Here is a 24231-nt window from a genome sequence, read left to right as displayed (position 1 = left end):
TCGCGGGTGATGCGGGCGCGGAAGCGCTCGCGGTGCTGGGGCGGTCGTGGTCCGTCGGGCGGTCATCGGAAGTTGCGGGCGGTGGTCCGGGCGGTGACCGACAGCGCCTCGAAGCGGTCGGCGAGGAGGTTGGTCACCCCCTCGTCGGAGCGCTCGAGGATCCCGCGGATGAGGAGGGCGGGAGCCTCGCGCGCGGTGCGCCGGTAGCGGTTCCATACTCCGACGGAGCAGATGACGTTGAGGATCCCGTGCTCGTCCTCGAGGTTCATGAAGGTCACTCCGGCGGCTGTGGAGGGACGTTGGCGGTGGATCACGACCCCGCCGACCTCGATCCGGGTGCCGGAGGGAGTGCCGGGCAGGTCGGCCGTGGACCGCGCTCCTCGCCGGGTGAGGCTCTCCCTCAGATGCCGGAGCGGGTGGTCGTCGGGCGAGATGCCGGTGGCCCAGAAGTCGAAGACGACCCGCTCCTGCGCCGAGAGCATCGGCAGCAGCGGAGGCTGGACGGCGACGATCGAGTCGGGGAGGAACTCCTGGCGGTCGGCGGCGGCGGAGCCCGCCTCCCAGAGTGCCTGGCGGCGCTGGAGCCCGAGGGAGTCGAACGATCCCGCGGCGCCGAGCGCCTCGAGCTGGGTCGCGTTCAGTCCCACGCGGCGCGAGAGGTCGGCCATGCTCGCGTAGGGCCCGCCGCGCTCCCGCTCGGCGACGATGTGCTCGGCCAGCGCCGTGCCGATGCCCTTCACCCCGGCGAGGCCCAGGCGGATGACGAAGCCGGCGTCGCGGCGGTGGTCGTCGGTGTCGAAGTGCTGCGACCGGTCGAAGAGGCCGGTCGGCGCCTGCTCGGCGGAGAGGCAGGAGTCCTGCCCGTGCGGCGCCCCGCCTCGGCGCCGGGCCGGTGGGCCGTCGAGCGCCTCGAGGCCAGGGTGCGACAGCGAGCGGTTGACGTCGGGGGACTCGACGCGGACGCCGTGCCGGCGGGCGTCGGCGACCAGGGTGTGCGGGGCGTAGAAGCCCATCGGCTGAGCCCGGAGCAGGGCCGCGGTGAAGGCGGCGGGGTAGTGCAGGCGCAGCCAGGCGCTGGCGTAGACCAGCAGCGCGAAGCTGATCGCGTGGCTCTCGGCGAAGCCGAAGTTGGCGAAGGCCTGGATCCGTCGGTAGATGTCGTCGGCGACCTCGTCGGTGATCCCGTTGCGGGCCATGCCCTCGTAGAGCCGCTCCCGGAGCGACTCGATCTTCTCGGTGCCCCGCTTGGAGCCCATCGCGCGGCGCAGCAGGTCCGCGTCCTCCGCGTTGCAGTCGCCGACCGCCACCGCGACCTGCATCAGCTGCTCCTGGAACAGCGGCACGCCGAGCGTGCGCTTGAGCGGCGTGACCAGCAGGGGGTGCTGGTAGGTGATCGGCTCCTCGCCGAGCTTCCGCCGGATGTAGGGGTGCACCGCGCCGCCCTGGATCGGACCGGGGCGGATCAGTGCCACCTCGATCACGAGGTCGTAGAAGCGCCGCGGCTGGAGCCGGGGGAGGGTGCCCATCTGCGCGCGGCTCTCGACCTGGAACACCCCGATGGAGTCGGCCCGGCAGAGCTGGTCGTAGACGCCCTTCTCCTCGCGCGGGATCGTCGAGAGGTCCCACTTCTCGCCGACGTGCTCGGCCACGAGGTCGAAGGTGTACTGCAGGGCGGCGAGCATCCCCAGCCCGAGCAGGTCGAACTTGACCAGGCCCATCCAGGCGCAGTCGTCCTTGTCCCACTGCAGGACGGTGCGCTTCTCCATCCGGGCGGGCTCGATCGGGCAGACCTCGCCGACCGGCCGGTCGGTGAGCACCATGCCGCCGGAGTGGATGCCCAGGTGCCGGGGCGTGCCGAGCACCTTCTTGGTCAGGGCGACGACGTCGTCCGGGATGTCGTGCTCGGGGCTCTCGGTGATCGAGCCCCAGTGCTCGATCTGCTTCGACCAGCCGTCCTGCTGCCCGGCGCTGTAGCCCAGCGCCTTCGCCATGTCCCGGACGGCGAACTTCGGCCGGTAGGTGATGACGTTCGCGACCTGCGCCGCGTTCAGCCGCCCGTACTTCTCGTAGACGTGCTGGATGACCTCCTCGCGCCGCTCGGAGTCGAAGTCGACGTCGATGTCGGGCTCCTCGTCGCGGATGCTGGAGAGGAAGCGCTCGAAGGGCAGCCCGTAGAAGATCGAGTCCACCGCGGTGATCCCGAGGACGTAGCAGACCGCCGAATTGGCGGCCGAGCCGCGGCCCTGGCAGAGGATCCCCCTGCCCTTCGCGAAGTGCACGATGTCGTGGACGATGAGGAAGTAGCCGGGGAAGTCCTTGGCCTCGATCACCGCGAGCTCCTTCTCGAGGCGCTCGTGCACGTCGGAGTCGGCGCCCGGGTACTTCGCCGGCACCGCGAGCTGCACCAGGTGGCGCAGCCAGCTCATCGGGGTGTGCCCCTCGGGAACGTCCTGCCGGGGCAGCCGGGGGCGGACCCGGCCGAGCTCGAAGGCGATCTCGTCGGCGATCAGCACGGTGTTCTCGACCGAGCCGGGGTAGCGGGAGAAGCGCTCGGCCATCTCTGCGCCCGAGCGCAGGTGCGCACCGCCGGCGGCGGGCAGCCAGCCGTCCATCTCGTCGAGGCTCCGCCGGGCGCGGACCGCGGCCAGCGCCGTCTGCAGCGGGCGGTCCTCGGGCCGGGCGTAGTGCACGTTGCCGGTGGCGACGAGGCGCAGCTGCAGCCGCTCGGCGATGCCGGCGAGCTGGTCGTTGTGCAGGGAGGCGAGCGGGTCGCCGTGGTCGAAGAGCTCGACGAGGACGTTGCGGGCGCCGAAGAGGGCCACGAGCTCGCGCACCTCCTCCTCGGCCGCCGCCTCGCCGCTCGCGACCAGGGCCTGCCGGACGGCGCCCTTCCGGCAGCCGGTCAGCACGATCCAGTGGCCGTCGGCGGCCCGGGCGAGCTCGTCGAGGTCGTAGCTCGGCTTGCCCTTCTCGGCACCGGCGAGCTGGGCGGTGGTGATCGCGCGGGCGAGCCGGTGGTAGCCCTCCTCGCGGCGGGCGAGGACGAGCAGGTGCGTGCCCTCGGGATCGGCGACGCCGTTCTGCGGGGCGCGGAGCCCGAGGGAGAGCTCGGCGCCGAAGGCGGTGCGGACGCCGTGGTCCTGCGCGGCCTCCGCCATTCGGACGATCCCGTAGAGCCCGTCGTGGTCGGTGAGGGCGAGGGTGTCGATGCCGAGCCGGACGGCCTCCTCGATCAGCTCCTCCGGCTTGCTGGCGCCGTCGAGGAAGCTGAAGTGCGAGTGCGCGTGCAGCTCGGCGTAGGGCACCTTCTCGTCCGGCGGCCGGACGTCGGCGCCGGGCGTGTAGGCGGGGCGCTTGTGCGACCAGGCGGGGCTGTCGCCGCCGTCGCCGCGGACGGTCGTGCCGTCGCTCCGGGTCGTGCTGGAGAGGCGGCGCTCGAACTCCGACCAGGGGATCGGGGGGTTGTTCCAGCCCATCGGGGGCTCCTTCGGTCGTCGTGCTCGGGAGGATCGGATCGCGGCCGTCAGCGGCCGGGGGAGTCAGTCGTAGCGGGCCTCGGCCGCCCACTCGCCGTCGAGGCAGAGCAGCAGCCAGGCGACGCCGTCGGAGTCGACGACCTGGAAGCGGTCGTAGCGGACTGCTGTTCGTGCGTCCCACCACCGCTCGTCGATCGGCCAGGGACCGGCCCACCCCGTCACCGGCTGCAGGCGGGCCTGCGAGGAGCCGGGCGCGAAGTAGGCGGGGACGGAGGTGAGGGAGCCGCGGTCGTCGACCGAGACCGTCTCCCCGCGGGGACCGCGGACCAGGACGGCCGCCGGCTCCGCGAAGACCGTGGGCGGCAGGGGCGGCGGCAGCGCCCCCGGCCACGGCAGCCCGCGCGGCCGGGCGTCGCCCGGCTCCCTGTCCCCCCAGGGGATCAGGTGCTGGCGGTCGCGGAGCGACCGGCCCCCGCCCACCGACGCCGTGACGACGGCCTCGTGGCCGAGCATGCTCTGCACGCGGCTGAGACCGTGGTGCACCCGCTCCTCCGGAGCCGTGCCCCAGAGTCCCTGCTCGTGGTTCCCGATCGCGTCGACCGCCTCGGGCTCGACCGACAGCCGGGAGATCGGCGAGCCGAGCCCCGCGTCGATCGCGCCGTTGCCCTGGAGCTGCCAGCGGACGCGGTCGACGACGTCGCCCGGGGTGAACCAGCGCGGGTGCAGCCAGCTGCGGGAGGACACCTCGCCGCGGTCGCTGACGACCTCGATCCTGATCGCAGTCGCTACCAGCTGCGCCCGGGTGAGCCCGGCGACGAACTCCTCCGCCGGGACGCGGAAGGCGAAGGCCGCCTGGTCGATCCGGTCCAACGGCGGCTCGAACTCGAGCACCCGGTCGAGCCGCTCGGGCGGGAGCCGCGGGACGACCGTCTCGGTCTCGGCGCCCGAGGCCAGAACGTGCGCGCGCGCCCCCTCTGGGCCGAAGCGCGCGGAGACGTCGTCCCGCGGCAGCTGCGCGAAGGCGCCGAGGGTCCGGACACCCAGCCGGCGCAGCAGGGCGATGAGGTCCTCGCCCTTGCCGGTCGTGCGGGTGCGGGCGCCGACGGCCTCGGTCTCGAGGGCGTCGAGCGGCAGGGGCGCCAGGAAGGCGGCGCTCTCGCCGGCCGGCACGATCGCCACCGCGGTGCCGGAGTGCTTGGCCGCGAGCTCGGAGGCGAAGAGGCCGTCGGCGATCCCGGCGCGCGCGAGCGGCACGCCCAGCTCGCTGAGCCGCTGGAGCACGGCCTCGGCCGCCGACTGCTCGCTGCCGTAGTAGCGCCGCGGCCCGCGGGCGCGGATCGCGCAGAGCCCGGGCCGGATCAGCTGCACGCCCGGGGTGATCTCCTCCAGCGCCTGGACGAGCGGCTCGAAGGCGCGGTGATCGAGCACGGGGTCGTAGGGGAGCACGGCGAGCCCGGTGCAGCGCGACTGCGCCTCGCGGATCCGCATGCCGCGCCGCACGCCCTCGGCCCGCGCCCCGGGGGAGCAGGCGAAGACGAGGCTCTTCTCGGTGAGCGCGAGCGGGGCCTCCGCGTCGAGCCCGGCGTCCGCCGCGGTGGCGAGCAGGGGCCAGTCGGGGCACCAGACCAGGATCGTGCGGCGCAGCTCGAGAGCGCCTGCGGAACGGGTCATCTCAGACCGCCCGCTCGTGCAGGGTGCGCTCCTGCAGGCGCGAGGGCCCGCCCAGCACGCCGAAGGGCCGCCCGGTGCCGGGCATGCTCATCCGCACGGTGCGCACCCGCGTCCCGGCGCGGCCGACGACGTCGACGAGCGCCTCGCGGGTGCGCAGGTAGCCGTGGCCGGCGCCGAGCCCCTCCCAGCGGCTGCTGCGGATGCTGAGCCGCGCCTCGGCCTGGGGCCACTCGCCGAGGACGACGAGCGCCGCCCCGCGCTGACGCAGCCGTGCGCCCAGCCGGGAGACGTCGGCCGAGGAGACGGAGGCGGGCGGCCGGGTCAGCACGACGGTGAGGACGTCGACCAGGGCCGCGGTGACGGTGAGCCAGTGCTCGGCGGGGGAGGGCACGAGCACGAGCCGCTCGAGGTCGATCCCCAGGCCGGCCGCCGCCTCGGCGCCGAACTCGGGGACGCCGACGACGCCGCACCAGGCGCCCTCGGACGACGGCCCGGCCAGCAGACCCATGGCCAGGCTCATCGAGCCCTCGACCGAGTAGGCGGCGCCCTGCTTGAGCGAGCCGCCGGGCAGCACGGAGGCGAAGGCCGGCAGCGTCGCCAGGCTCTTCGACTCGAGCGTCGTCGCCTGCATGTCCCGGATCCGCGACTGCAGCTCCTTCACCGACGCGAGCTGCCGCAGCAGCGGTTCCGCGGTGTCGGCGACCCCCGGCGAGGGGTGCTGTGAAGGGGGGCTCATCAACCCATGTTCGAACATGTGTTCGAGTATGTCAATCGCCACCGACATCCGCCGCGCCGGGTGTCGGAGCAGGTGGAGAAGGCCCCGGATCGCTCCCTGTGGAGGAGCCCGGGGCCTGCCGCGCTACCCCTCCGCGGACCCCGTCACGCGCACTCCGTGACCAAAGCGGAACAGCGGATCCTCGGTGTCGAACGGCACGTCCGGCCGGCGGGCCGCCGCGGCGGCCATCGAGCGCGGAAGGTCCATCGGCAGTGTTCCACGGGCCTCCGACACTCCGAACACGACGTCGAGCACCGCGGCTCCCGACGCGCCGAAGTCACCGAGCAGCGCCGCCGCGGAGTCGAGCAGCGGAGTGAGGATCGCCGGCCGGTCCAGGAACACGTCGACGACCGTCGGCACCTGTGCCGCCACGGCCAGGACGTGCTCCACGACCTCGTCCGGGAAGTCGAGCGAGCCGGCGTGGAAGACGTTCTCGAACGCGGTCGCGCGCTGCTCGAAGGGCGCCTCCAGCCGGACCACCGCGAGCTCCGCCTCCTCCGGAGACCCGACGACGCTGCCGTACTCCGCGGCGACCGCCGGATCGATCCCCTCGACGTAGAGCCGCAGCCCCTGCCGCGCCGGCAGGACGCCGTCCTGCGCGAGGACCGTGATCGCCGCGCGCTGGGCGGCCTCACCCGCCGCGCGGAACTCCGCCGAGCCGACGACCGCCTCGGCGGCGGCCGGATCGACCGCGCGCGAGTCGAACAGCCCCAGCACGAACTTCTCCCGCAGCAGCCGCCGCACGGACACGTCGAGTCGCTCCTCGGCGACCGTCCCGTCCCGGACCAGGGCGACCAGCGCCTCGGGGATCGACTCCCCGCCGAACTGGTCGACGCCGGCCTCGAGGGCCTTCGCCATCCGCTCCGGCACCGACAGGTGCTCGACGCCCCAGGCGCGCGCCACGTGGTGGTCGCCCATGATGTCGGAGTCCGAGAGCAGCCCCCAGTCGGTGCAGACGATGCCGTCGAAGCCGAACCGCTCGCGCAGCAGCCCCGTGATCACCGAGCGGTTGAAGCCGAAGCCGACCTCCTCGTGCTCGGTCCCGACCGGCATGCCGTAGTACGGCATGATCTGGCTCGTGCCCGCCTCGAAGGCCTTCACGAAGGGCTGCAGGTGGTACTCGGCGTTGCCGCCCGGGTAGACCTGCTCGCGGCCGTAGGGGAAGTGCGGATCCTCGCCGTCCTTCTGCGGCCCGCCGCCGGGGAAGTGCTTGGTCATCGTCGCGACCGACTGCGCCCCCAGCGCCTCGCCCTGGAAGCCGCGGATGTAGGCGGCGCCGAGCCGTCCGGTGAGCTCGGCGTCCTCGCCGAACGTGCCGACCTGCCGCGCCCAGCGCGACTCGGTCGTCAGGTCGATCTGCGGGTGCAGCGCGACCCGCAGGCCGACGGCGAGGTACTCCCGGCGCGCGATGTCGCCGAAGCGCTCGACCAGGTCCTCGTCGCCGATCGCGGCGAGGCCGAGCGGCTCCGGCCACTGCGAGAACGCCTCCGCCTGCGCCCCGGTGCCGGGGTTGTCGGTGAAGGAGTGGCGCGGATCGGTGGAGAGGGTCACGGGGATCCCGAGCCGGCTCGAGGAGGCCAGCTCCTGGACGCGGTTGTGCCACTCGGCGAGCTCGCGCGCCGTGGCGGTCCCGCCGCCGAGCAGGTTGAAGTGCGACATCCGCTTCTCGAGCACCATCGTCGCGGTCGAGGGCAGACCGAACGCGCCGTCCTCGGCGAGCGCTCCGCCCTCGCCCATCACGACCATGGTCTGGAAGAACAGCCCGGCCTTCTCCTCGAGCGTCATCTGACCGAGGAGGATCTCGACCCGCTCGGCCACGGGGCGCAGGGGGTCGAGGTAGCGGCGGTCGACCTGCTCGTCGAGCGGTTCGCCGGCGGGGGATGACGTCGATGTCATGGGGGCGTCCTTCCGAAGGGGAGCCCTCGTCGGCTCCGCGAGAAGGATACGCCGAAAACCGACCAGCACTAGGGAAATACGGCGGGCCCGTCGTGAGTGCGCCCCTACCATGGGAGCCATGTCCGACGCCCTGCCCGAAGCCGCCGCCGAGAACCCCTCCTCCCTCCCGTCACGGCGGCGGACCCTCGTGGTCAAGATGGGCTCGAGCTCGGTGACCAAGCAGTCCGGACCGGACCCCGTGCTCCTGGCCAGCGCCCTCGAGAGCGCGTTCGGCGCGCGCGCGCTCGGCTGGGACGTCGTCCTCGTCTCCTCCGGCGCCGTCTCCTCCGGCCGCGCGCTCTTCGCCCGCTCGCAGGACGCGCCGATCAGCCCGCGCCTCGCCGCCGCCGTCGGCCAGACCGTCCTGATGGGCTTCTACCGGTCGGTGGCCGAGCTCTCCGGCTCGCTCGTCGCGCAGATCCTGATCGGCGAGTCCGACCTCGCGTCGCCCCGGCAGATGGCGCACGTCGCGGAGGCGATCCGGCACGCCCTCGACGCGGGCGTCGTGCCGATCGTCAACGGCAACGACACCATCGACTCCGCCGGCTCCGACAACGACGGTGTCGCCGGCGGCCTGGCGATGCTCCTCGGCGCGGATCTGCTGCTGCTGCTCACCGACGTCCCCGGTGTCTTCGCCGGCAGCATCGCCGAGGGCGTGCACCTCGAGGAGCTGGGGATCACCGAGCTGCGCGGCATCGGGGTGCAGAAGGGCGGGACGGGCCGCGGCGGCATCCGCTCGAAGCTCAAGGCGGCCGAGCTCGCCGCGCACAACGGCGTCTCGACGCGCATCGCCGGCGCCCGCACTCCCGAGGTCATCCTCGGCGCCATCGACGGCCCCGGCCCCGGCACCCTCGTCCGCGCCGTCCACGCGCACCCCGCGGTGGAGCAGCGCTGGATCTCCGGCGTCGCGACCTCGCGCGGCCGGGTCGAGATCAACCTCGAGGCCGAGCGCAGCATCGCCTCCGGCTCGAGCCTGTTCGCGTCCGGCATCAAGCGGGTCTCCGGAGACTTCGTCGGCGGCGACGTGATCGAGGTCCGCGCCCTCAGCGGCGAGCTGCTGGCGCGCGGGGTGTCGCGGGTGTCCTCGCGCCTGCTCACGCTGGTCCGGGCCCTGCGGGTGGACGAGATCGCCCGGGTGTTCGTCGCCGTCCTCGCGCACGCCGCCGACGCCGATCCCGCCGCGATCACCTCCGAGGGCGACCGCCCGCAGCTGACCCGTGCCCTGGAGTACGCGCGCGCCCTCTCCTTCGAGCACGGCAGGGCGGTCGCGATGGAGATCGTCTCGCTCTTCCCCGCCGAGAGCATCGCCGCACTGGTCGGCCAGGGTGCCGCGGTCGAGGAGCTCGTCGAGCGGTACACCCGCCTCGTCCGGACCCTCGCGATCGTCGGCAACGAGCAGCTGGCCCTCTTCCGCGATTGACGGCGCCCGAGGGGCCGAGGTGGCCCGAATGGTCGAATCGCGCCACGGAAAACGAATCGCGCCAGATAGCGGCACGATTCGTGCCAGCACTGTGCGCATCACGTCATCGATCGTGGCGAGCATCGCCTCCCGTGCTGGTCTGTCTCCCACACGAACGGCGCCCACTACGCGCCCCGACGGATCGGATCAGCATGAGTGCAGCAGCAATCGCCACCGCGACCCTCACGACCCCCACCACCCGCCACCCCTTCGACGGCCCCATCTCGCGGGAGCACTACCAGTCGGACCGGCTGGCCCGTCGCCTCGAGCTGATCGAGAAGACGATCGCCGACTGCGAGCGCGCCCTGCGCGGCGGCACCGACCCGCGCACCGGCACCGTCGTCCCGCCCGCGCGCGGCGCCCACCGCGACCAGCTCCTCAGCAACCTCACGATCGAGCTCTCGCTCGCCGACCGCCTCCGCGGCGCTCTGGGCCTGCACCGCTGACCTCCCGGTCCGCAGCTCCGATCCCCGGGTCCGCACCTCCGACGCAGCCCGATGGGGCACGATGAGGCCATGGTCACCATCACCGTCGCCGGGATCGCCCAGCACTTCCACCCGGCCGAGCGCGGCACCGTCCGCCTCGAGATCCGCCGCGAGTCGCGCTCGCGCTCCCAGGCGCTGAACGAGGTGACCGCCCTCCACGCTCGCGTGCGCGAGGAGGCCCGCGCCGAGCAGGCCTCCGGCGCGGCGACCTGGTGGTCGGCCGACCAGGTCTCGGTCTCGACCATCCAGCGGTACCTCAAGGACTCCGACGTCACCGAGCCGTTCCACGTCGCCGCCGCGAGCATCCGGGTGAAGTACCGCGACTTCGACGCCCTCGGGCGCTGGGTCGCCTCCGTCTCGGAGGCCCCCGGCATCACCGTCGCCGGGGTCGACTGGGACGTCACCGCCGCCCGGCGCGCGAGTGCCGAGCGCGAGGTGAGGGTGGCCGCCGTCCGCGACGCCCGCGAGCGCGCCGCCGCCTACGCGTCCGCCCTCGGCCTGGGCGAGCCCCGGGTGCTCACCCTCTTCGAACCCGGGCTCCGCCCGCACACCCGGATCGAGGGCGGCTCGGCCGTGATGAGCCGCGCGATGGCCTTCAAGGGCCAGGAGGAGCTCGCGCTCAAGCCCGAGGACATCGAGGTCTCGGCCTCGGTCTCCGCCGACTTCGAGGCGAGCTGAGCGGAGCGGTCGGCGCTCGGCGCTCGCCGCCGGGAATAGCCGGGACGCGTCCGACGCTGGAGCAGGCATGGTCTCGCGCATCGGCTTCCTCTCCTTCGGCCACTACCAGTCCGTCGAGGGGTCGCTGACGCACACCGCGCGCGACGTGCTCCTGCAGACGATCGAGCTCGCGGAGGCGGCCGAGGAGATCGGCATCGACGGCGCCTACGTCCGCGTGCACCACTTCGCGCCGCAGCTGGCGTCGCCGTTCCCGCTCCTCGCCGCGATCGCCGCGCGCACCCGGCGGATCGAGATCGGCACCGGCGTCATCGACATGCGCTACGAGAACCCGCTCTACATGGCGGAGGAGGCGGCTGCGACCGACCTCATCTCCGGCGGCAGGCTCGAGCTCGGCGTGAGCCGGGGATCGCCGGAGACGGCGCTCCGCGGCTCCGAGGCGTTCGGGTACGTCCCCTCGGAGGGCACTTCCGACGCCGACCTCGCCCGCCGCAAGGTGCAGCTCTTCCGCGAGGCGCTCTCGGGCGCCGCCGTCGCCGAGACCGACCCCGCGCGCACCGGGATGTCGAGCCCGCTCGCGATCGAGCCGCGCTCGCCGGGCCTCGAGGACCGCATCTGGTGGGGTGCGGGCAGCTTCGCGACCGCGCGCTGGGCGGCCGATCAGGGCATGAACCTGCAGTCCTCCACCCTCCTGCTCGAGGAGGAGGGCATCCCCTTCGACGAGCTGCAGGCCCGCCAGATCCGCGAGTACCGCGCCGCCTGGGCGGAGGCCGGCTGGGAGCGGACCCCGCGCGTCTCCGTGTCGCGCAGCGTCCTGCCGATCACGACCGACCTGGACCGCCTCTACTTCGGCGGCCGTGGCGAGCGCGACCAGGTCGCCTCCCTCGAGGGCGTCCGCGCCCGCTTCGGCCGCAGCTACACCGGCGAGCCCGACCGCCTCGCCGAGGAGCTCGCCGCCGACGTCGCCGTCCAGGAGGCCGACACCCTCCTGCTCACCGTCCCCAACCAGCTCGGCGTCGAGTACAACGCACGCCTCCTGCAGACCGTCGCCGAGTCCATCGCCCCGGCCCTCGGCTGGTCGCCCGCCGGAGTCCTCGCCGCCTGACACCGTCCCCGTCGGGCTGCTCACCCATGCTGGTCGAGTAGCCCCGGAGGGGCGTATCGAGACCCACGCTTTGCAGAACGGAGGGTCTGCACACTCCGTTTCCGGTGAGAGTGGATCTCGATACGCCCGCTCCACGGGCTACTCGATCAGCATGGGGCGCGTCCCCCTGTGTACGGATGACTGGATGCGCTCCGGGTCTGGCTGCACCCCTCCAATGCTGGTCGAGTAGCCCCGGAGGGGCGTATCGAGACCCGCCGTCGTCAGGAGGTCGGTCTGCAGGCTCCTCGTCCGCGGCTGGTGGATCAACTTCCCAGTGATGCCCGCAGACATGCTGGTCGAGTAGCCCCGCAGGGGCGTATCGAGACCCGCGCTTTGCAGGACGGTGGATCTCGAGACGCCCGCTGCGCGGGCTACTCGATCAGCAGGAGATGCGCCGCCCGCGGAAGGGGAGAGGCTGCGCTGTCGATCGTCAGCTCGCGGAGAGCTCGATGCGGACGTCGTCGAGTCCGTCCGACGAGACGAGCACCGTGATCGGCCCCGCGCCGGTCGGACGCACCACGGCGAGCGCTCGGCCGTCGAACGTCGTCCGCGACGCGGCGTCGAAGCGCTCGGTGGTCGCCGGCGCCCCGCTCCCGAAGCCCGCGAGCACGCCCACGCCCTCGACGCCGACGGAGACGACGCGGTCGGCCCCGGTGAACAGCACTCCCGCCGCGCCGCGCAGCTCGATCGCCACATACGCGAGGTCCGTGTCGTCCGCGCGCAGCGACGTCCGGTCCGCCGTCGCGGTCAGCACCGCCGGTCCTGACGCGGACACGAGCGAGCTGCGCCCCGTCTCGCTCCCGGACCGGTAGGCCACCGCCGTCAGCGTGCCGGGCCGGTACACCGTCTCGATCGACGCCAGCATCGGCCGCACCGCCCCGACGGCCGCGCGCCCGACCTCGACCCCGTCGAGCAGCAGCGCCACCTCGTCCGCGTCCGCCGCCACCTCGACGGTGACGGGGGAGCCCTCGAAGCCGGGCCAGGTCCACGAGTCGACCGAGTCGCTCCACGCCCACGGCGACTGCATCGTCACCGTCTGCCCGTGCCGCTCCGGCCGGACGACCGCGATCGCCGGGTCCGAGCGCAGTCCGAAGACGATCTCGCGGTAGTAGGAGGCGGGCCGCCGCCAGCCGGTGATGTCGAGGTCGCCGCACCACGCCGTCAGATACGGGTACTCGCGCTCCAGCGCCCCGTTCGCGGCCGTGTCCTCCGCGTAGGAGGTGGCGCCGATGCCGACCTCGCCGAGGTAGTCCCAGCCGGTCCAGGTGAAGTCGCCGATCACGTTCGGGTTCGCCAGCACCTTCGGCCACAGCTCGCCGATCTGCGAGGGGAACGTCTCGGACCCGACGATCACGCGCTGCGGGAACAGCTCCGCGTCGCTCTCGTAGCGCCCGTCGGCGTAGTTCAGTCCGAGCACGTCGACCGCCGCGCTCGACTCCGCCGTGCGGCGGGTGACGGCGTCGGAGGAGCCGATCGCCGCCATCATCCCGGCGCCGGCCTCGCCCATCAGCTCGTTCAGCCCCTGCTCCGAGGCCAGGATGCTGTCGAGCTCGTCGAGCACCGCCAGCGTCGGGTTCACGCCGTTGGTGACGGGCCGCGTGGGGTCGAGCGAGCGCACGTGCTCGGCGAGATCGCGCGCCAGCACCGCGCCGTGCGGGGTGCCGACCTCGACGATCTCGTTGCCGATCGAGTAGAGGATCACGCTGGGGTGGTTGTAGTCCTTCGCGACCAGCGACTCCAGGTCGGCCCGCCACCACTGCGCGAAGTCGAGCGAGTGGTCGTGGTGGGTCTTGCCGCGGACCCACATGTCGAAGGCCTCGTCCATCACGAGCATGCCGAGGCGGTCGCAGGCGTCGAGCATCGACGGCGAGGCGGGGTTGTGCGCCATGCGGATCGCATTGAAGCCGGCCTCCTTGAGCAGCTGGATCCGGCGCTCCTCCGCGCGGGCGATCGAGGCGGCGCCCAGGACGCCGTTGTCGCTGTGGATGCACGCGCCGCGCAGCAGCACGGTCTCGCCGTTGATCCGCAGCCCCTTCCTCGGGTCGACGGTGACGGTGCGGATGCCGTGCACGGTGACGACGTCGTCGCCGACCCCGATGCTCGTGCGGGCGCTGTGCAGGGCGGGGGAGTCGACGCTCCAGAGGGCGGGCTCCTGCACGTAGAGGCGCTGGCGCACGAGGGCGGTGCGGCCGGGGGCGACGGTGACCGGGGTCGTCGCGCTCTCCACGACGTCGCCGGCCGGCCCGGTGAGCTCGGTCGCCACCGTGAGCGACGACGTCGTGAGGCCGCGGTTGACGATGCTCGTCGCGACCTCGACGACGGCCTGGTCGTCCTCCACGCGCACGGTCGTGATCCGCACGCCGTCCGGCTCGATGTGCACGGGCTCGTCCACGTGCAGCAGCACCGGCCGGTGCAGCCCGGCGCCGGCGTACCAGCGCGAGTCCTGCCCCGAGCGCACCTCGATCCGCAGCGTGTTCGTCTCGCCGAAGCGGAGGAACGGGGTCAGCTCCACGAAGAAGCGCGCGAAGCCGTCGGCGCGGTTCCCCGCGAACTCGTCGTTGAGGAAGACCATCGCGTGCCGGTAGGCACCCTGCACCTCGAGGCGGACGACCCTGCCCGCCCAGTCGGCCGGCACGTCGAAGGTCCTGACGTAGCTGTAGGCACCGCCCGGGTAGTAGGCCGCACCGCCTTTGGACACCGCCTCCGGCGAGCGCTCGGCATCCCGGAGCGCGTCGTGCGGCAGCGTCACCGCGACGGAGTCGTCGAACCCGCCCTGCACGGCGGCGAACGGCCCGCGCGGCGCCCGGACGATCCAGCCGGCGGTGAAGGAGGTGGTCGTCATGTCGCGTCCGTTCGATCGAGGTGTCCGGCACGACGCCGGGTGAGAGGTGAGACCATGCTCCCCATAAGGAAACTGTTTCATTCGGTTTCTCACCCGGCGAGAGCCTAGGAGCGAGGCTGTCCTAGGTCAAGGGAACGGACCCTCGATGGTCTTCGCCGCACTGGTGGCCACGAGATCGAGCGGTGCACATCCCTTGCAGCATCGATAGACTTCTTCTCATGATCGAGCAGGAGCTGAAGTCCGTCGCCGATGTCGCGCGGGAGCGCGGCGTCAGTGCGGCGCGCATCCGTCAGCTCATCGCGGAGGGGCGCATCCAGGCGGAGAAGGTCGGGGGCGTGCATGTCATCAGGGGTGATCAGGACGTCTCATCGCCGCGCGTGTCTCGCCCGCTCGGCGACCGGATGGCGTGGGGACTCGTCGCCGCGCTCTCGGGCGCGGTGGACCCGGCCCTGACGAGGTCCGAGCGGAGTCGCATCGCCCGGATGATCCAGCGACTCGAGAGCGCGGAGGATCCCGTGGCGGTGACGCGCTCATGGACCGCGGAGCTTCTGCCGCCGGAGTCGCTGGAGCTTCCCACGGAACTCGTCGAGCAGCTGCGGGGGGAGCGGGAGCTTCTCCCCGTCGGAGCATCGGACACCCGAGCGGGCTCGCGCGACGTCAGCCGCCTCGAGCTGCTCGTCTCCACCCGGCTGAAGGCTCAGCTCCGAGAAGAGGTCGCCGCAGCCGGCCCGTCATCGACGTCCGTGATCCTGCATCACGTCCCCGAGGAGCGGTGGTCGTTCGTCAGCGAGGGATCGGTGCCGATCGGGCTGAGCATCGCCGCGCTCGCGCGACGGACCGACCGGACGACGGCACTTGCCGCGCGCCGTCTCCTGAGGCGCGCCCTCCCCTCCCATGCGGAGGTCGTGGCCGAGGTCGAGGCGGATCGCCGCGACCGTGATCGGTCACTGCGTCGCGAGACCACTCGCTCCGTCCAGCTCCACCGCGCCGCGCTGGAGCTCCTCGACCGCTCTCCGGACTTCCGTCCTCGGGCGGAAGCGCGGCTCGAGCAGCTGCGAGGCAAGGTCCGCGGGGATGCGCACCAGTGGCTGGACGAGTGGGCAGAGCTGCTCCGCAGTCCGCTCTCCACCCAGATCGAGGCCCTGCTCGTGGAGACGGAGCACGCCCACGACCTGCGCTCCGTGTCACCGCTCGCCGGACTGATCCCCGACGAGGAGCGATCGGCGCTGCTCGAGGCGAGCGCGTGAACCGGGCAGATCGGTGCCGTTCCGAGCGTGGGCGGGGCCTTCTCGACCTCTGACCGCAGCTCTCGCGGTCGCGGCTGAAAGGACCGCCGCCGCCAACGAGAAGAACCCCCCGATCTCCATGAGATCGAGGGGTTCTGCCGGTGTCCGAGGGGGGACTTGAACCCCCACGCCCTATACGGGCACTAGCACCTCAAGCTAGCGCGTCTGCCATTTCCGCCACCCGGACGAGTGTTGTTTCCGGCCTGCGTTTCCGCGGCCGAAGAAGACATTAGCACGGTTCGAACGCCTCGGATGACACCGGGGGAGCGGGGTGCCGCGAGCCCGCCCGCTAGCGTGGGGGCATGACGTCCTCCGACAGCGCCGCCGCCCCCTCCGAGTCGGACCTCGACGAGACCGCGATCATCGCGCGGGACCTCATCCGCTTCGACACCAGCAACTACGGCGACGGGAAGGCCGAGCCCGAGCGCGAGGCCGCCGAGTACGTGGCCGCCCGTCTGCGCGATCTCGGCCTCGAGCCCGAGCTGATCGACTCCGATCCAGGCCGCACCAGTGTCGTCGCCCGGGTCGCGGGGGAGGACCGCGAGCGCGGCGCTCTCGTCGTGCACGGGCACCTCGACGTCGTCCCGGCCATCGCGGACAACTGGAGCGTCGACCCGTTCGGCGGCGTCATCAAGGACGGCATGCTCTGGGGCCGCGGCGCGGTCGACATGAAGAACATGGACGCGATGATCCTCGCCTCCCTCGGCGACATCCTCGGCAGTGGCCGGAAGCCCTCCCGCGACCTCGTCATCGCCTTCTTCGCCGACGAGGAGGCGGGCGGCGTCCGCGGCTCCGGCCACCTCGTCAAGACCCGCCCCGAGCTGTTCGCCGGCGCGACGGAGGCGATCAGCGAGGTCGGCGGCTACTCGATCGAGCTCGGCGGCAAGCGCGCCTACCTCGTGCAGACCGGCGAGAAGGCCCTGCTCTGGCTGACGCTGCGCGCCCGCGGCACGGCCGGCCACGGCTCGCAGATCAACGGCGAGAACGCGGTCACCCGCCTCGCCCAGGCCATCGCCCGCATCGGCAGCGAGGAGTGGCCCACCCGCCTCACCGACACCACCCGCGAGCTGCTCGGCGAGGTCGCCCGCATCCTCGGCCACGACCCGCAGCGCAGCACCCCGGAGGAGCTCGCGCTCGCCACCGGCACCGCCTCGCGCTTCATCGCGGCGACGCTGCGCACCACGGCGAACCCGTCGATGCTCTCCGCCGGCTACAAGGCCAACGTCATCCCGGACACCGCGGAGGCGACCATCGACGTCCGCGTGCTCCCCGGCGAGGAGGACGCCGTCCTCGAGCGCCTGAAGGTCCTCGCGGGCGAGCACGTCGAGATCATGGTCCAGCACCGCGACATCGGACTCGAGGTGCCTTTCGCCGGCCCGCTCGTGGAGAGCATGGCGGCCTCCCTCCGCCGCTTCGACCCCGAGGCGGAGGTGCTGCCGTACCTCCTGTCCGGGGGCACCGACAACAAGGCTCTCTCGACGATCGGCATCACCGGCTACGGCTTCGCGCCGTTGCAGCTGCCGGGCTCGCTCGACTTCCCGGCGCTGTTCCACGGGGTCGATGAGCGGGTTCCGCTCGACGCACTAGTGTTTGGCAGGAAGGTCCTGACCGATCTCCTCCTGCGATCCTGATGGTCAGATCGACGACCACCACCGACCGCCTGCTGGCCGACGACGCCCCAGCCCTCCTCGAAAGTGACGCATGGGCCTGCTCGAAGCGCTGATCCTCGGACTCGTCCAGGGTCTGACGGAATTCCTCCCCATCTCCTCCAGCGCCCACCTCCGGATCGTGAGCGAGCTGCTCCCCGGACTGGACGGCAAGGACACCGGCGCGGCGTTCACCGCCATCACGCAGCTGGGCACCGAGACCGCGGTCATCATCTACTTCTGGCGCGACATCGTGAAGATCGTGTCGAGCTGGTGCCGCTCGCTGGTCGGCAAGGTCCCGCGCACCGACGCGAACGCTCGGATGGGCTGGCTGATCATCATCGGCAGCCTCCCGATCATCGTGCTCGGCCTGCTCTTCCAGGACCAGATCGAGACCACTCTCCGCTCGCTCTGGGTCGTCGCCACCACGCTCATCGTCTTCGGCATCCTGCTCGGCGTCGCCGACGCCGTGGGCGCGAAGAAGCGCCGGCTGCGCGACCTGAACGGCCGCGACGGCCTCATCTTCGGTGGCGCGCAGGCGCTCGCCCTCGTCCCCGGCGTCTCGCGCTCCGGCGGCACGATCACTGCCGGCCTCTTCATGGGCTACGAGCGGAAGGCGGCCGCGCGCTACTCCTTCCTGCTCGCGATCCCCGCGGTGTTCGGCAGCGGGCTCTACCAGCTGTACAAGAGCATCAGCGACCCCGAGATCCTGCCCAACCAGATCCAGGTCGGCGGGCTCGAGACCCTCGTCGCGACGATCGTGGCCTTCGTCGTCGGCTTCGTCGTGATCGCCTTCTTCATGAGCTACATCTCGCGCCGCAGCTTCCTGCCGTTCGTGATCTACCGCATCGTCCTCGGCGTCGTCCTCATGGTCGCGCTGAGCACGGGCCTCCTCGCCGCGTAGATGCGCACCTGGAACGCGCCGGTCGTCCCGGCCCTGCCCGGTCGCGGACCCGTGCCCGCCGTGCACGACACCGCCACGGGCGCGCCCGTCGAGCTCGTCGCCGCGGACGGCACCGCGCGCCTCTACGTCTGCGGCATCACGCCGTACGACGCGACGCACCTCGGCCACGCCTCGACCTACCTCGCCTTCGACACGGTGCAGCGGCTCTGGCGAGACGCGGGGTACTCGGTGCTCTACGCGCAGAACGTGACCGACGTCGACGACCCGCTGCTCGAGCGGGCGACGCGGGACGGAGTCGACTGGCGCGACCTCGCCGAGGAGCAGGTCGAGCTGTTCCGCGGCGACATGACCGCGCTGCGGATCCTGCCGCCGGACCACTACGACGGGGTCACCGAGACGATCGCGCCGATCGCGGAGGCGGTCGCCCGCCTCGAGAGCGCCGGCATCGCCTACCGCGTCGCCACTCCCGAGGCCGCCGTCGACGGTGGCGAGGACCTCTACTACGACATCGCCGCCGGCGAGAGCGACGTCTGGCGCCTGGGCAGCGAGAGCAACCTCGACGCCGCGACGATGGCGGACCTCTTCGCGCAGCGCGGGGGAGACCCCGACCGCGCCGGCAAGCGCGACCCGCTCGACCCGCTGCTCTGGCGCGCCGAGCGCGACGGCGAGCCCGCCTGGGACGCCGCCGTCGGCCGCGGCCGCCCGGGCTGGCACATCGAGTGCTCGGTGATCGCGCTCGACCGCCTCGGCCCGGAGTTCACGCTGCAGGGCGGCGGGAGCGACCTGGTCTTCCCGCACCACGAGTTCAGCGCGGCGCACGCGGCGTCGCTGTCGGGCCGTCCGCTCGCCCGGGCCTACGCGCACGCCGGCATGGTGGCGTATCAGGGCGAGAAGATGAGCAAGTCGCTCGGCAACCTCGTCCTCGTGTCGCGGCTGCGGGCGCAGGGGACGGATCCGCGCGCGATCCGCCTGGCGCTGCTGGCGCACCACTACCGCTCCGACTGGGAGTGGCTGCCCGAGGACCTGCCCGCCGCCGAGGAGCGCCTCGTGCGGTGGGAGGCGTCGCTCGCCACGAGCGGGCCGGCGTCGGCCGCGGACGTGCTCGAGCGCCTGCGCGCCGTGCTCGCGGTGGACCTCGACACCCCGGGCGCCCTCGCGGTGCTCGACGCGGCGACGGCGGACGGCGTCGACGACCCCGAGCTCCTGCGCGACGCGATCGACGCGCTGCTCGGCGTCCGCCTGGGCTGAGCCTGCGGCCGGCCTGCGGGCGGCGCCGGATCTCGATACGCCCGCTGCGCGGGCTAGTCGATCAGCATGAAGAGGATCCGCTGTGGGGGCTGCTCGATCAGCATGATGCGGACCCGCTGCGCGGGCTGTAGTGCCACCCATGCTGGTCGAGTAGCCGCCGCAGGCGGCGTATCGAGACCCGGCCTGCGGGAGACGGTGGATCTCGATACGCCCGCTGCGCGGGCTACTCGATCAGTATGAAGCGGATCCGTGCCACCCATGCTGGTCGAGTAGCCGCCGCAGGCGGCGTATCGAGACCCGGCCTACAGGAGACGGTGGATCTCGATACGCCCGCTGCGCGGGCTGCTCGATCAGCATGAAGCGGATCCGTGCCACCCATGCTGGTCGAGTAGCCGCCGCAGGCGGCGTATCGAGACCGGGCCGCCGAACGGCTACGGGCGCCAGGGCTCCTCGCCGGAGCGGCCGTCGCCGCGGCGGCGGAGGTAGCGCTCGAACTCCTGGGCGATGGCCTCGCCGCTCGCCTCGGGGGAGTCGACGGTGTCTCGCGCCTGCTCGAGCTGGGCGATGTAGGCCGCCATCTCCTCGTCGTCGAGGGCGAGGGCGTCGATGCCGCGCTCCCACTCGCCGGCCTCCTCGACCAGATCGCCGCGGGGGATCGCCAGTCCGACGACCTCCTCGAGCTTCTCGAGGAGCGCGAGCATCGCCTTGGGCGACGGCGCGTTGTGCACGTAGTGCGGCACGGAGGCCCAGAGCGAGACGGCCGGGATGCCGACCTTCTGCGCGGCCTCGCCGATGACGCTGAGGATGCCGACCGGCCCCTCGTAGGTGGAGCGCTCGAGCTCGAACTGGGCGCGCATCTCCGCGTTCTCGCTCGAGGCGAAGAGCGAGATCGGCCGGGTGTGCGGCACGTCGGCGAGCATCGCGCCGAGGAAGACGACGGCGGAGATGTCGATCGCGAGCATGGCGTCGACGACCTCCGACGCGAAGCTCTTCCAGCTGCGCGAGGGCTCGGTGCCGATCATCACGTAGAGGGCGCTCTCCGCGTCCACCGAGGTGTCGGCCTGGCCGAAGATCTGGGTGCCGGGCCAGGAGAGGCTGCGGCGGCCGTCCTCGCCGATCGAGAGCATCGGGCGGGTGTACTGGAAGTCGTAGTACTGCTCGGCGTCCACCGAGAAGAGGGGCACGAACTCGCCCGCGTCCTTCACCAGGCGCACCGCTCCGCTGGCCGCGTCGCCCGCGTCGTTCCAGCCCTCGAAGGCGACGACGAGGACGTTCCCCTTGATCACGTTCATAGGCGAGGTCTCCGTGTTCGGCTCGATGTCCGGGGAGCGCTGCGTGCGCGGAACCCGTTCGTCAAGGATAGGACCCGGCCCCGGACCCCTCCGTCCGGCCCGCGTCTTTCCGCTGTGCGCGTACGGTCGGCCCGATCGGGGCTGCCGGTACGATGGTCGCTCGTGACTTCCGACACCTCCCTCCCCGTGTCCCGGCCGCAGCCCCCGCTCCCGGAGGGCGCCCCCGCCGCGGTCCTGTGGGACATGGACGGCACGCTCGTCGACACGGAGCCCTACTGGATGGCGTCCGAGCACGCGCTGGTCGCCTCCTTCGGCGGCGTCTGGACGCACGAGGACGCGATGAGCCTGGTCGGCTCCGGTCTCCCCGCCTCCGCCCGCATCCTGCAGGGCAAGGGCGTCGACCTCTCCATCGAGGCGATCATCGACCGGATGACCGACGAGGTCGTCGCGCAGCTCGCCGAGAGCATCCCGTGGCGCCCCGGCGCGCTCGAGCTGCTCGCCGCCGTCCGCGAGGCGGGCGTGCCGCAGGCGCTCGTCACGATGTCGATCGGCCGGATGGCGTACGCCGTCGTCGACCGCCTCCCGTTCCCCGCCTTCGCCACCGTCGTCAGCGGCGACATGGTCGAGCAGAGCAAGCCGCACCCCGAGGCCTACCTCCTCGCCGCGCGCACCCTGGGCGTCGAGGTGGACGCCTGCGTCGCCATCGAGGACTCCCACGCCGGTCTCGCCTCCGCGGTCGCCTCGGGCGCTGCGGCGATCGGCGTGCCGCACCAGCTCGAGCTCGACGCCGACGCCCCCTATTCCCTCTGGCCCACCCTCGCGGGCCGAACCGTCGCGGACCTCGCGCTGGTGTCCTCCGAGCACCGCTCCCGCGCGCTCACGACCGAGACGGAGGCCCGCCGATGACCGGTGAGGCACTGCAGCATTCCGGACCCTTCCGCGCGGGCGACCGCGTGCAGCTGACCGGGCCGAAGGGGCGGATGAACACCATCACCCTCGTCCCGGGCAAGGTCTTCCACACCCACCGCGGCGGGATCGAGCACGACACGGTCATCGGGCTGCCCGACGGCTCCGTCGTCGTCAACACCGTCGGCGTCGAGCACCTCGCCCTCCGCCCGCTGCTCGCCGACTTCGTGATGTCGATGCCGCGCGGAGCGGCGATCGTCTACCCGAAGGACGCCGCGCAGATCCTCGCGCTCGCGGACGTCTTCCCCGGCGCCCGCGTCGTCGAGGCCGGCGTCGGCTCCGGGGCGCTCTCGCTCTGGCTGCTGCGCGCGATCGGCCCGGGCGGCCGGCTCTCCTCCTTCGAGCGCCGCGAGGAGTTCGCGGATGTGGCCCGCGCCAACATCGAGGCCTTCCTCGGCTACACGCCCGACAACTGGAGCGTCACCGTCGGCGACCTCGTCGAGGAGCTGCCCGGCGCCGTCGCCCCCGGCGAGGCCGACCGCGTCGTCCTCGACATGCTCGCGCCCTGGGAGTGCCTCGACGTCGCCGCCGACGCGCTCACGCCCGGCGGCGTCCTGCTCTGCTACGTCGCGACCGTCACCCAGCTCTCGCGCGTCGCGGAGGGTATCCGGGCCTCGGGCCTGTTCACCAACCCGGCGTCGAACGAGACCATGGTCCGCGGCTGGCACGTCGAGGGTCTCGCCGTCCGCCCCGACCACCGGATGATCGGCCACACCGGCTTCCTGATCACCGCCCGTCGCCTCGCGCCGGGTGCGGTCCTGCCGGAGCTCAAGCGCCGCCCGTCCAAGACGGACTTCAGCGACGAGGACGTCGAGGCCTGGACTCCCGGCGCGCTCGGGGAGCGGGCCGTCAGCCCGAAGAGCCTGCGCAAGCGGGTGCGGGAGTCGGCCACCAGCGCCGAGCTGTCGCGGGCGCGGGGCTTCGGCGAGGCCGACGCGGACGGCGACGGCGGTGCCGCGCCCGGCTCCGGCGACGACGAGGGCATCGTCTAAGCTGATCCCGGCTTTCCGGTCCCCGGACCGATCCGCCGTCCCGATCGTCTCGCACTCGGGCCCCACCACTCCCACTTCGTGAAACGAGGACCCGTGCGCAGGACCACCGCGCTCATCGCCGGCATCGGCATCGTCGCCGCCCTGACCGGATGCTCCGCGTCCTCGTCGAAGGCCGACTGCGACGCCCCCTACTCGTCCGGCGCCTCGTCGTCGGCCGTGAAGGCGACCGGCGACTTCGGCGAGCAGCCCGACGTGACGGTGCCCTCGCCGCTGAAGGCGGACGGCACCCAGGTCAGCACGCTGATCGAGGGCTCCGGCGACCCGCTCGAGAAGGGCCAGCTCGTCACGATCGACTACACGCTGGTCAACGGCGCCGACGGCTCGGTCCTCGAGGCCTCGCCCTACGACGGAGCGAGCACGGCCACCTTCACGGTGGGCGGCGCCGGGCTCGTCGGCCTCAACCAGGGTCTGCTCTGCAGCCAGGTCGGCTCACGCGTCGCGATCGCGATCGCCCCGGAGGACGGCTTCGGCGACTCCTCCGCCCAGCTCGGCATCTCGGCCGACGACACCCTCGTGCTCGTCGCGGACATCGAGAAGGCCTCCCTCGCCCGCGCGAACGGCGAGGCCCAGCCCGTGCCGAACGGCTTCCCCGCCGTGACGCTGGACCCCGACGGCGTCCCCGGTCTGGCCAAGCCCTCGGGCGATGCGCCCACGACGCTCGAGATCGCCCAGCTCAAGAAGGGCGACGGCGCCGTCGTCGAGGACGGCGACACCGTCGTCGTGCAGTACACCGGCTGGATCTGGGCCGACGGCAAGATCTTCGACTCCAGCTGGCAGAAGGGCGCCCCGGCGACCTTCGTCGCGACCGAGGGCCAGGGCGGCGTCATCGCCGGCTTCGCGAAGGCCCTGATCGGCCAGCCGGTCGGCTCCCAGGTCATCGCGATCATCCCGCCCGACGAGGGCTACGGCGACAACCCGCCGCAGGGCGGCCAGATCGCCGCCGACTCCACGCTCGTCTTCGTCGCCGACGTCCTCGCGATCGACTGAGCGCGCTGCTCAGTCCTCGCTGATCGGGCAGCCCGCTGTGGGGGCCCATCGAGATCCCCTTCTACCCGGAGCCGGGCCTGCAGGCGCGGCCTTCTGACGGAGGCGGGGTCTCGATACGCCCCTGCGGGGCTACTCGACCAGCATGGTCGGGGTGTGGCTCTCCTCTGCTGATCGAGTAGCCCGCGGAGCGGGCGTATCGAGATCCGGCGCTGTCAGGGCTGAGGGCGTGGGGTCTCGATACGCCCCTGCGGGGCTGCTCGACCAGCGTGGTCGGGGTGTGGCTCTCCTCCGCTGATCGAGTAGCCCGCGGAGCGGGCGTATCGAGATCCGGCGCTGTCAGGGCTGAGGGCGTGAGGTCTCGATACGCCCCTGCGGGGCTGCTCGACCA

General features: G+C 72.6%; 17 protein-coding genes and 1 tRNA gene. 11 read left to right on the top strand and 7 right to left on the bottom strand.

What is annotated here, in order from left to right; translation table 11 throughout:
• Positions 1–62 precede the first annotated feature (62 nt).
• The 4 genes from EDF17_RS11490 to EDF17_RS11475 form a co-directional block, all read right to left on the bottom strand.
• The gene (locus EDF17_RS11490) at positions 63–3476 is read right to left on the bottom strand and encodes an error-prone DNA polymerase (RefSeq protein ID WP_123446312.1); all 3414 of its coding nucleotides are present in this window, start codon (positions 3474–3476) and stop codon (positions 63–65) included.
• 63 nt (positions 3477–3539) lie between these two features.
• A complete protein-coding gene (locus EDF17_RS11485; protein WP_123446313.1) occupies positions 3540–5147 on the bottom strand; it encodes a DNA polymerase Y family protein in 1608 nt (535 codons plus the stop codon).
• A 1-nt stretch (position 5148) separates the two neighbouring features.
• Positions 5149–5883: a hypothetical protein gene (locus EDF17_RS11480; RefSeq protein ID WP_123446314.1), complete on the bottom strand. Its 735-nt coding sequence runs from the start codon at positions 5881–5883 to the stop codon at positions 5149–5151.
• A gap of 123 nt (positions 5884–6006) precedes the next feature.
• On the bottom strand, positions 6007–7818 hold the full coding sequence (locus EDF17_RS11475) for a glycoside hydrolase family 3 N-terminal domain-containing protein (protein WP_123446315.1): 1812 nt from the start codon (positions 7816–7818) through the stop codon (positions 6007–6009).
• A gap of 118 nt (positions 7819–7936) precedes the next feature.
• Between EDF17_RS11475 and proB the strand changes: the two genes are divergently transcribed.
• The 4 genes from proB (at position 7937) to EDF17_RS11455 (ending at position 11581) form a co-directional block, all read left to right on the top strand.
• Positions 7937–9277: a glutamate 5-kinase gene (proB, locus tag EDF17_RS11470; protein WP_166649660.1), complete on the top strand. Its 1341-nt coding sequence runs from the start codon at positions 7937–7939 to the stop codon at positions 9275–9277.
• Between the two features lie 191 nt (positions 9278–9468).
• Positions 9469–9762, top strand: a complete 294-nt coding sequence (locus tag EDF17_RS11465; protein WP_123446317.1) for a hypothetical protein — start codon at positions 9469–9471, stop codon at positions 9760–9762.
• 69 nt (positions 9763–9831) lie between these two features.
• A complete protein-coding gene (locus tag EDF17_RS11460) occupies positions 9832–10479 on the top strand; it encodes an SIMPL domain-containing protein (protein ID WP_159422599.1) in 648 nt (215 codons plus the stop codon).
• A 67-nt stretch (positions 10480–10546) separates the two neighbouring features.
• Positions 10547–11581, top strand: a complete 1035-nt coding sequence (locus tag EDF17_RS11455) for an LLM class flavin-dependent oxidoreductase (RefSeq protein WP_123446319.1) — start codon at positions 10547–10549, stop codon at positions 11579–11581.
• A gap of 469 nt (positions 11582–12050) precedes the next feature.
• On the opposite strand, the gene EDF17_RS11450 is transcribed toward EDF17_RS11455, so the two are convergent.
• Positions 12051–14462: a glycoside hydrolase family 2 TIM barrel-domain containing protein gene (locus tag EDF17_RS11450; RefSeq protein WP_123446321.1), complete on the bottom strand. Its 2412-nt coding sequence runs from the start codon at positions 14460–14462 to the stop codon at positions 12051–12053.
• 218 nt (positions 14463–14680) lie between these two features.
• On the opposite strand from EDF17_RS11450, the gene EDF17_RS11445 reads away from it, so the two are divergent.
• A complete protein-coding gene (locus EDF17_RS11445; RefSeq protein WP_133672038.1) occupies positions 14681–15709 on the top strand; it encodes a hypothetical protein in 1029 nt (342 codons plus the stop codon).
• Between the two features lie 141 nt (positions 15710–15850).
• On the opposite strand, the gene EDF17_RS11440 is transcribed toward EDF17_RS11445, so the two are convergent.
• Positions 15851–15935 (bottom strand) — tRNA-Leu (locus tag EDF17_RS11440).
• A gap of 115 nt (positions 15936–16050) precedes the next feature.
• Between EDF17_RS11440 and EDF17_RS11435 the strand changes: the two genes are divergently transcribed.
• From EDF17_RS11435 to mshC, 3 genes are all read left to right on the top strand, one after another.
• Positions 16051–17379, top strand: a complete 1329-nt coding sequence (locus EDF17_RS11435) for a M20/M25/M40 family metallo-hydrolase (RefSeq protein ID WP_123446323.1) — start codon at positions 16051–16053, stop codon at positions 17377–17379.
• Positions 17380–17449: 70 nt separating this feature from the next.
• Positions 17450–18298: an undecaprenyl-diphosphate phosphatase gene (locus EDF17_RS11430; protein ID WP_123446324.1), complete on the top strand. Its 849-nt coding sequence runs from the start codon at positions 17450–17452 to the stop codon at positions 18296–18298.
• The gene (gene mshC, locus EDF17_RS11425; protein ID WP_123446325.1) at positions 18299–19546 is read left to right on the top strand and encodes a cysteine--1-D-myo-inosityl 2-amino-2-deoxy-alpha-D-glucopyranoside ligase; all 1248 of its coding nucleotides are present in this window, start codon (positions 18299–18301) and stop codon (positions 19544–19546) included.
• Between the two features lie 431 nt (positions 19547–19977).
• Here the strand turns inward: mshC and EDF17_RS11420 are convergent, their stop codons facing one another.
• Complete coding sequence (locus EDF17_RS11420; RefSeq protein ID WP_123446326.1) at positions 19978–20838, bottom strand: PAC2 family protein; 861 nt, start codon at positions 20836–20838, stop codon at positions 19978–19980.
• A gap of 162 nt (positions 20839–21000) precedes the next feature.
• Between EDF17_RS11420 and EDF17_RS11415 the strand changes: the two genes are divergently transcribed.
• The 3 genes from EDF17_RS11415 to EDF17_RS11405 all read left to right on the top strand — a co-directional run bounded on the left by EDF17_RS11415 (position 21001) and on the right by EDF17_RS11405 (position 23843).
• Positions 21001–21744, top strand: a complete 744-nt coding sequence (locus EDF17_RS11415; RefSeq protein WP_260300686.1) for an HAD family phosphatase — start codon at positions 21001–21003, stop codon at positions 21742–21744.
• On the top strand, positions 21741–22796 hold the full coding sequence (locus tag EDF17_RS11410) for a tRNA (adenine-N1)-methyltransferase (protein ID WP_123446327.1): 1056 nt from the start codon (positions 21741–21743) through the stop codon (positions 22794–22796). The genes EDF17_RS11415 and EDF17_RS11410 overlap by 4 nt, the downstream gene beginning before the upstream one ends.
• A gap of 93 nt (positions 22797–22889) precedes the next feature.
• Complete coding sequence (locus tag EDF17_RS11405; protein ID WP_133672036.1) at positions 22890–23843, top strand: FKBP-type peptidyl-prolyl cis-trans isomerase; 954 nt, start codon at positions 22890–22892, stop codon at positions 23841–23843.
• The last annotated feature ends 388 nt before the right edge of the window (positions 23844–24231 follow it).

Source organism: Rathayibacter sp. PhB1 (assembly GCF_004362935.1).
Taxonomy (GTDB): Bacteria; Actinomycetota; Actinomycetes; order Actinomycetales; family Microbacteriaceae; genus Rathayibacter; species Rathayibacter festucae.
The sequence above is the reverse complement of the archived record's forward strand: the minus strand, read 5'-3'. Positions and strand labels throughout refer to the sequence as shown.

What these genes read in the sequence shown, in the direction of transcription:
- EDF17_RS11450 (WP_123446321.1), bottom strand. Translation starts at nt 14,462, where the DNA reads ATGACGACCACCTCCTTCACCGCCGGCTGGATCGTCCGGGCGCCGCGC.
- EDF17_RS11485 (WP_123446313.1), bottom strand. Translation starts at nt 5,147, where the DNA reads ATGACCCGTTCCGCAGGCGCTCTCGAGCTGCGCCGCACGATCCTGGTC.
- EDF17_RS11475 (WP_123446315.1), bottom strand. Translation starts at nt 7,818, where the DNA reads ATGACATCGACGTCATCCCCCGCCGGCGAACCGCTCGACGAGCAGGTC.
- EDF17_RS11420 (WP_123446326.1), bottom strand. Translation starts at nt 20,838, where the DNA reads ATGAACGTGATCAAGGGGAACGTCCTCGTCGTCGCCTTCGAGGGCTGG.
- EDF17_RS11410 (WP_123446327.1), top strand. Translation starts at nt 21,741, where the DNA reads ATGACCGGTGAGGCACTGCAGCATTCCGGACCCTTCCGCGCGGGCGAC.
- EDF17_RS11430 (WP_123446324.1), top strand. Translation starts at nt 17,450, where the DNA reads ATGGGCCTGCTCGAAGCGCTGATCCTCGGACTCGTCCAGGGTCTGACG.
- EDF17_RS11465 (WP_123446317.1), top strand. Translation starts at nt 9,469, where the DNA reads ATGAGTGCAGCAGCAATCGCCACCGCGACCCTCACGACCCCCACCACC.
- proB (WP_166649660.1), top strand. Translation starts at nt 7,937, where the DNA reads ATGTCCGACGCCCTGCCCGAAGCCGCCGCCGAGAACCCCTCCTCCCTC.
- EDF17_RS11455 (WP_123446319.1), top strand. Translation starts at nt 10,547, where the DNA reads ATGGTCTCGCGCATCGGCTTCCTCTCCTTCGGCCACTACCAGTCCGTC.
- EDF17_RS11435 (WP_123446323.1), top strand. Translation starts at nt 16,051, where the DNA reads ATGACGTCCTCCGACAGCGCCGCCGCCCCCTCCGAGTCGGACCTCGAC.
- EDF17_RS11490 (WP_123446312.1), bottom strand. Translation starts at nt 3,476, where the DNA reads ATGGGCTGGAACAACCCCCCGATCCCCTGGTCGGAGTTCGAGCGCCGC.
- EDF17_RS11480 (WP_123446314.1), bottom strand. Translation starts at nt 5,883, where the DNA reads ATGAGCCCCCCTTCACAGCACCCCTCGCCGGGGGTCGCCGACACCGCG.
- EDF17_RS11460 (WP_159422599.1), top strand. Translation starts at nt 9,832, where the DNA reads ATGGTCACCATCACCGTCGCCGGGATCGCCCAGCACTTCCACCCGGCC.
- EDF17_RS11445 (WP_133672038.1), top strand. Translation starts at nt 14,681, where the DNA reads ATGATCGAGCAGGAGCTGAAGTCCGTCGCCGATGTCGCGCGGGAGCGC.
- mshC (WP_123446325.1), top strand. Translation starts at nt 18,299, where the DNA reads ATGCGCACCTGGAACGCGCCGGTCGTCCCGGCCCTGCCCGGTCGCGGA.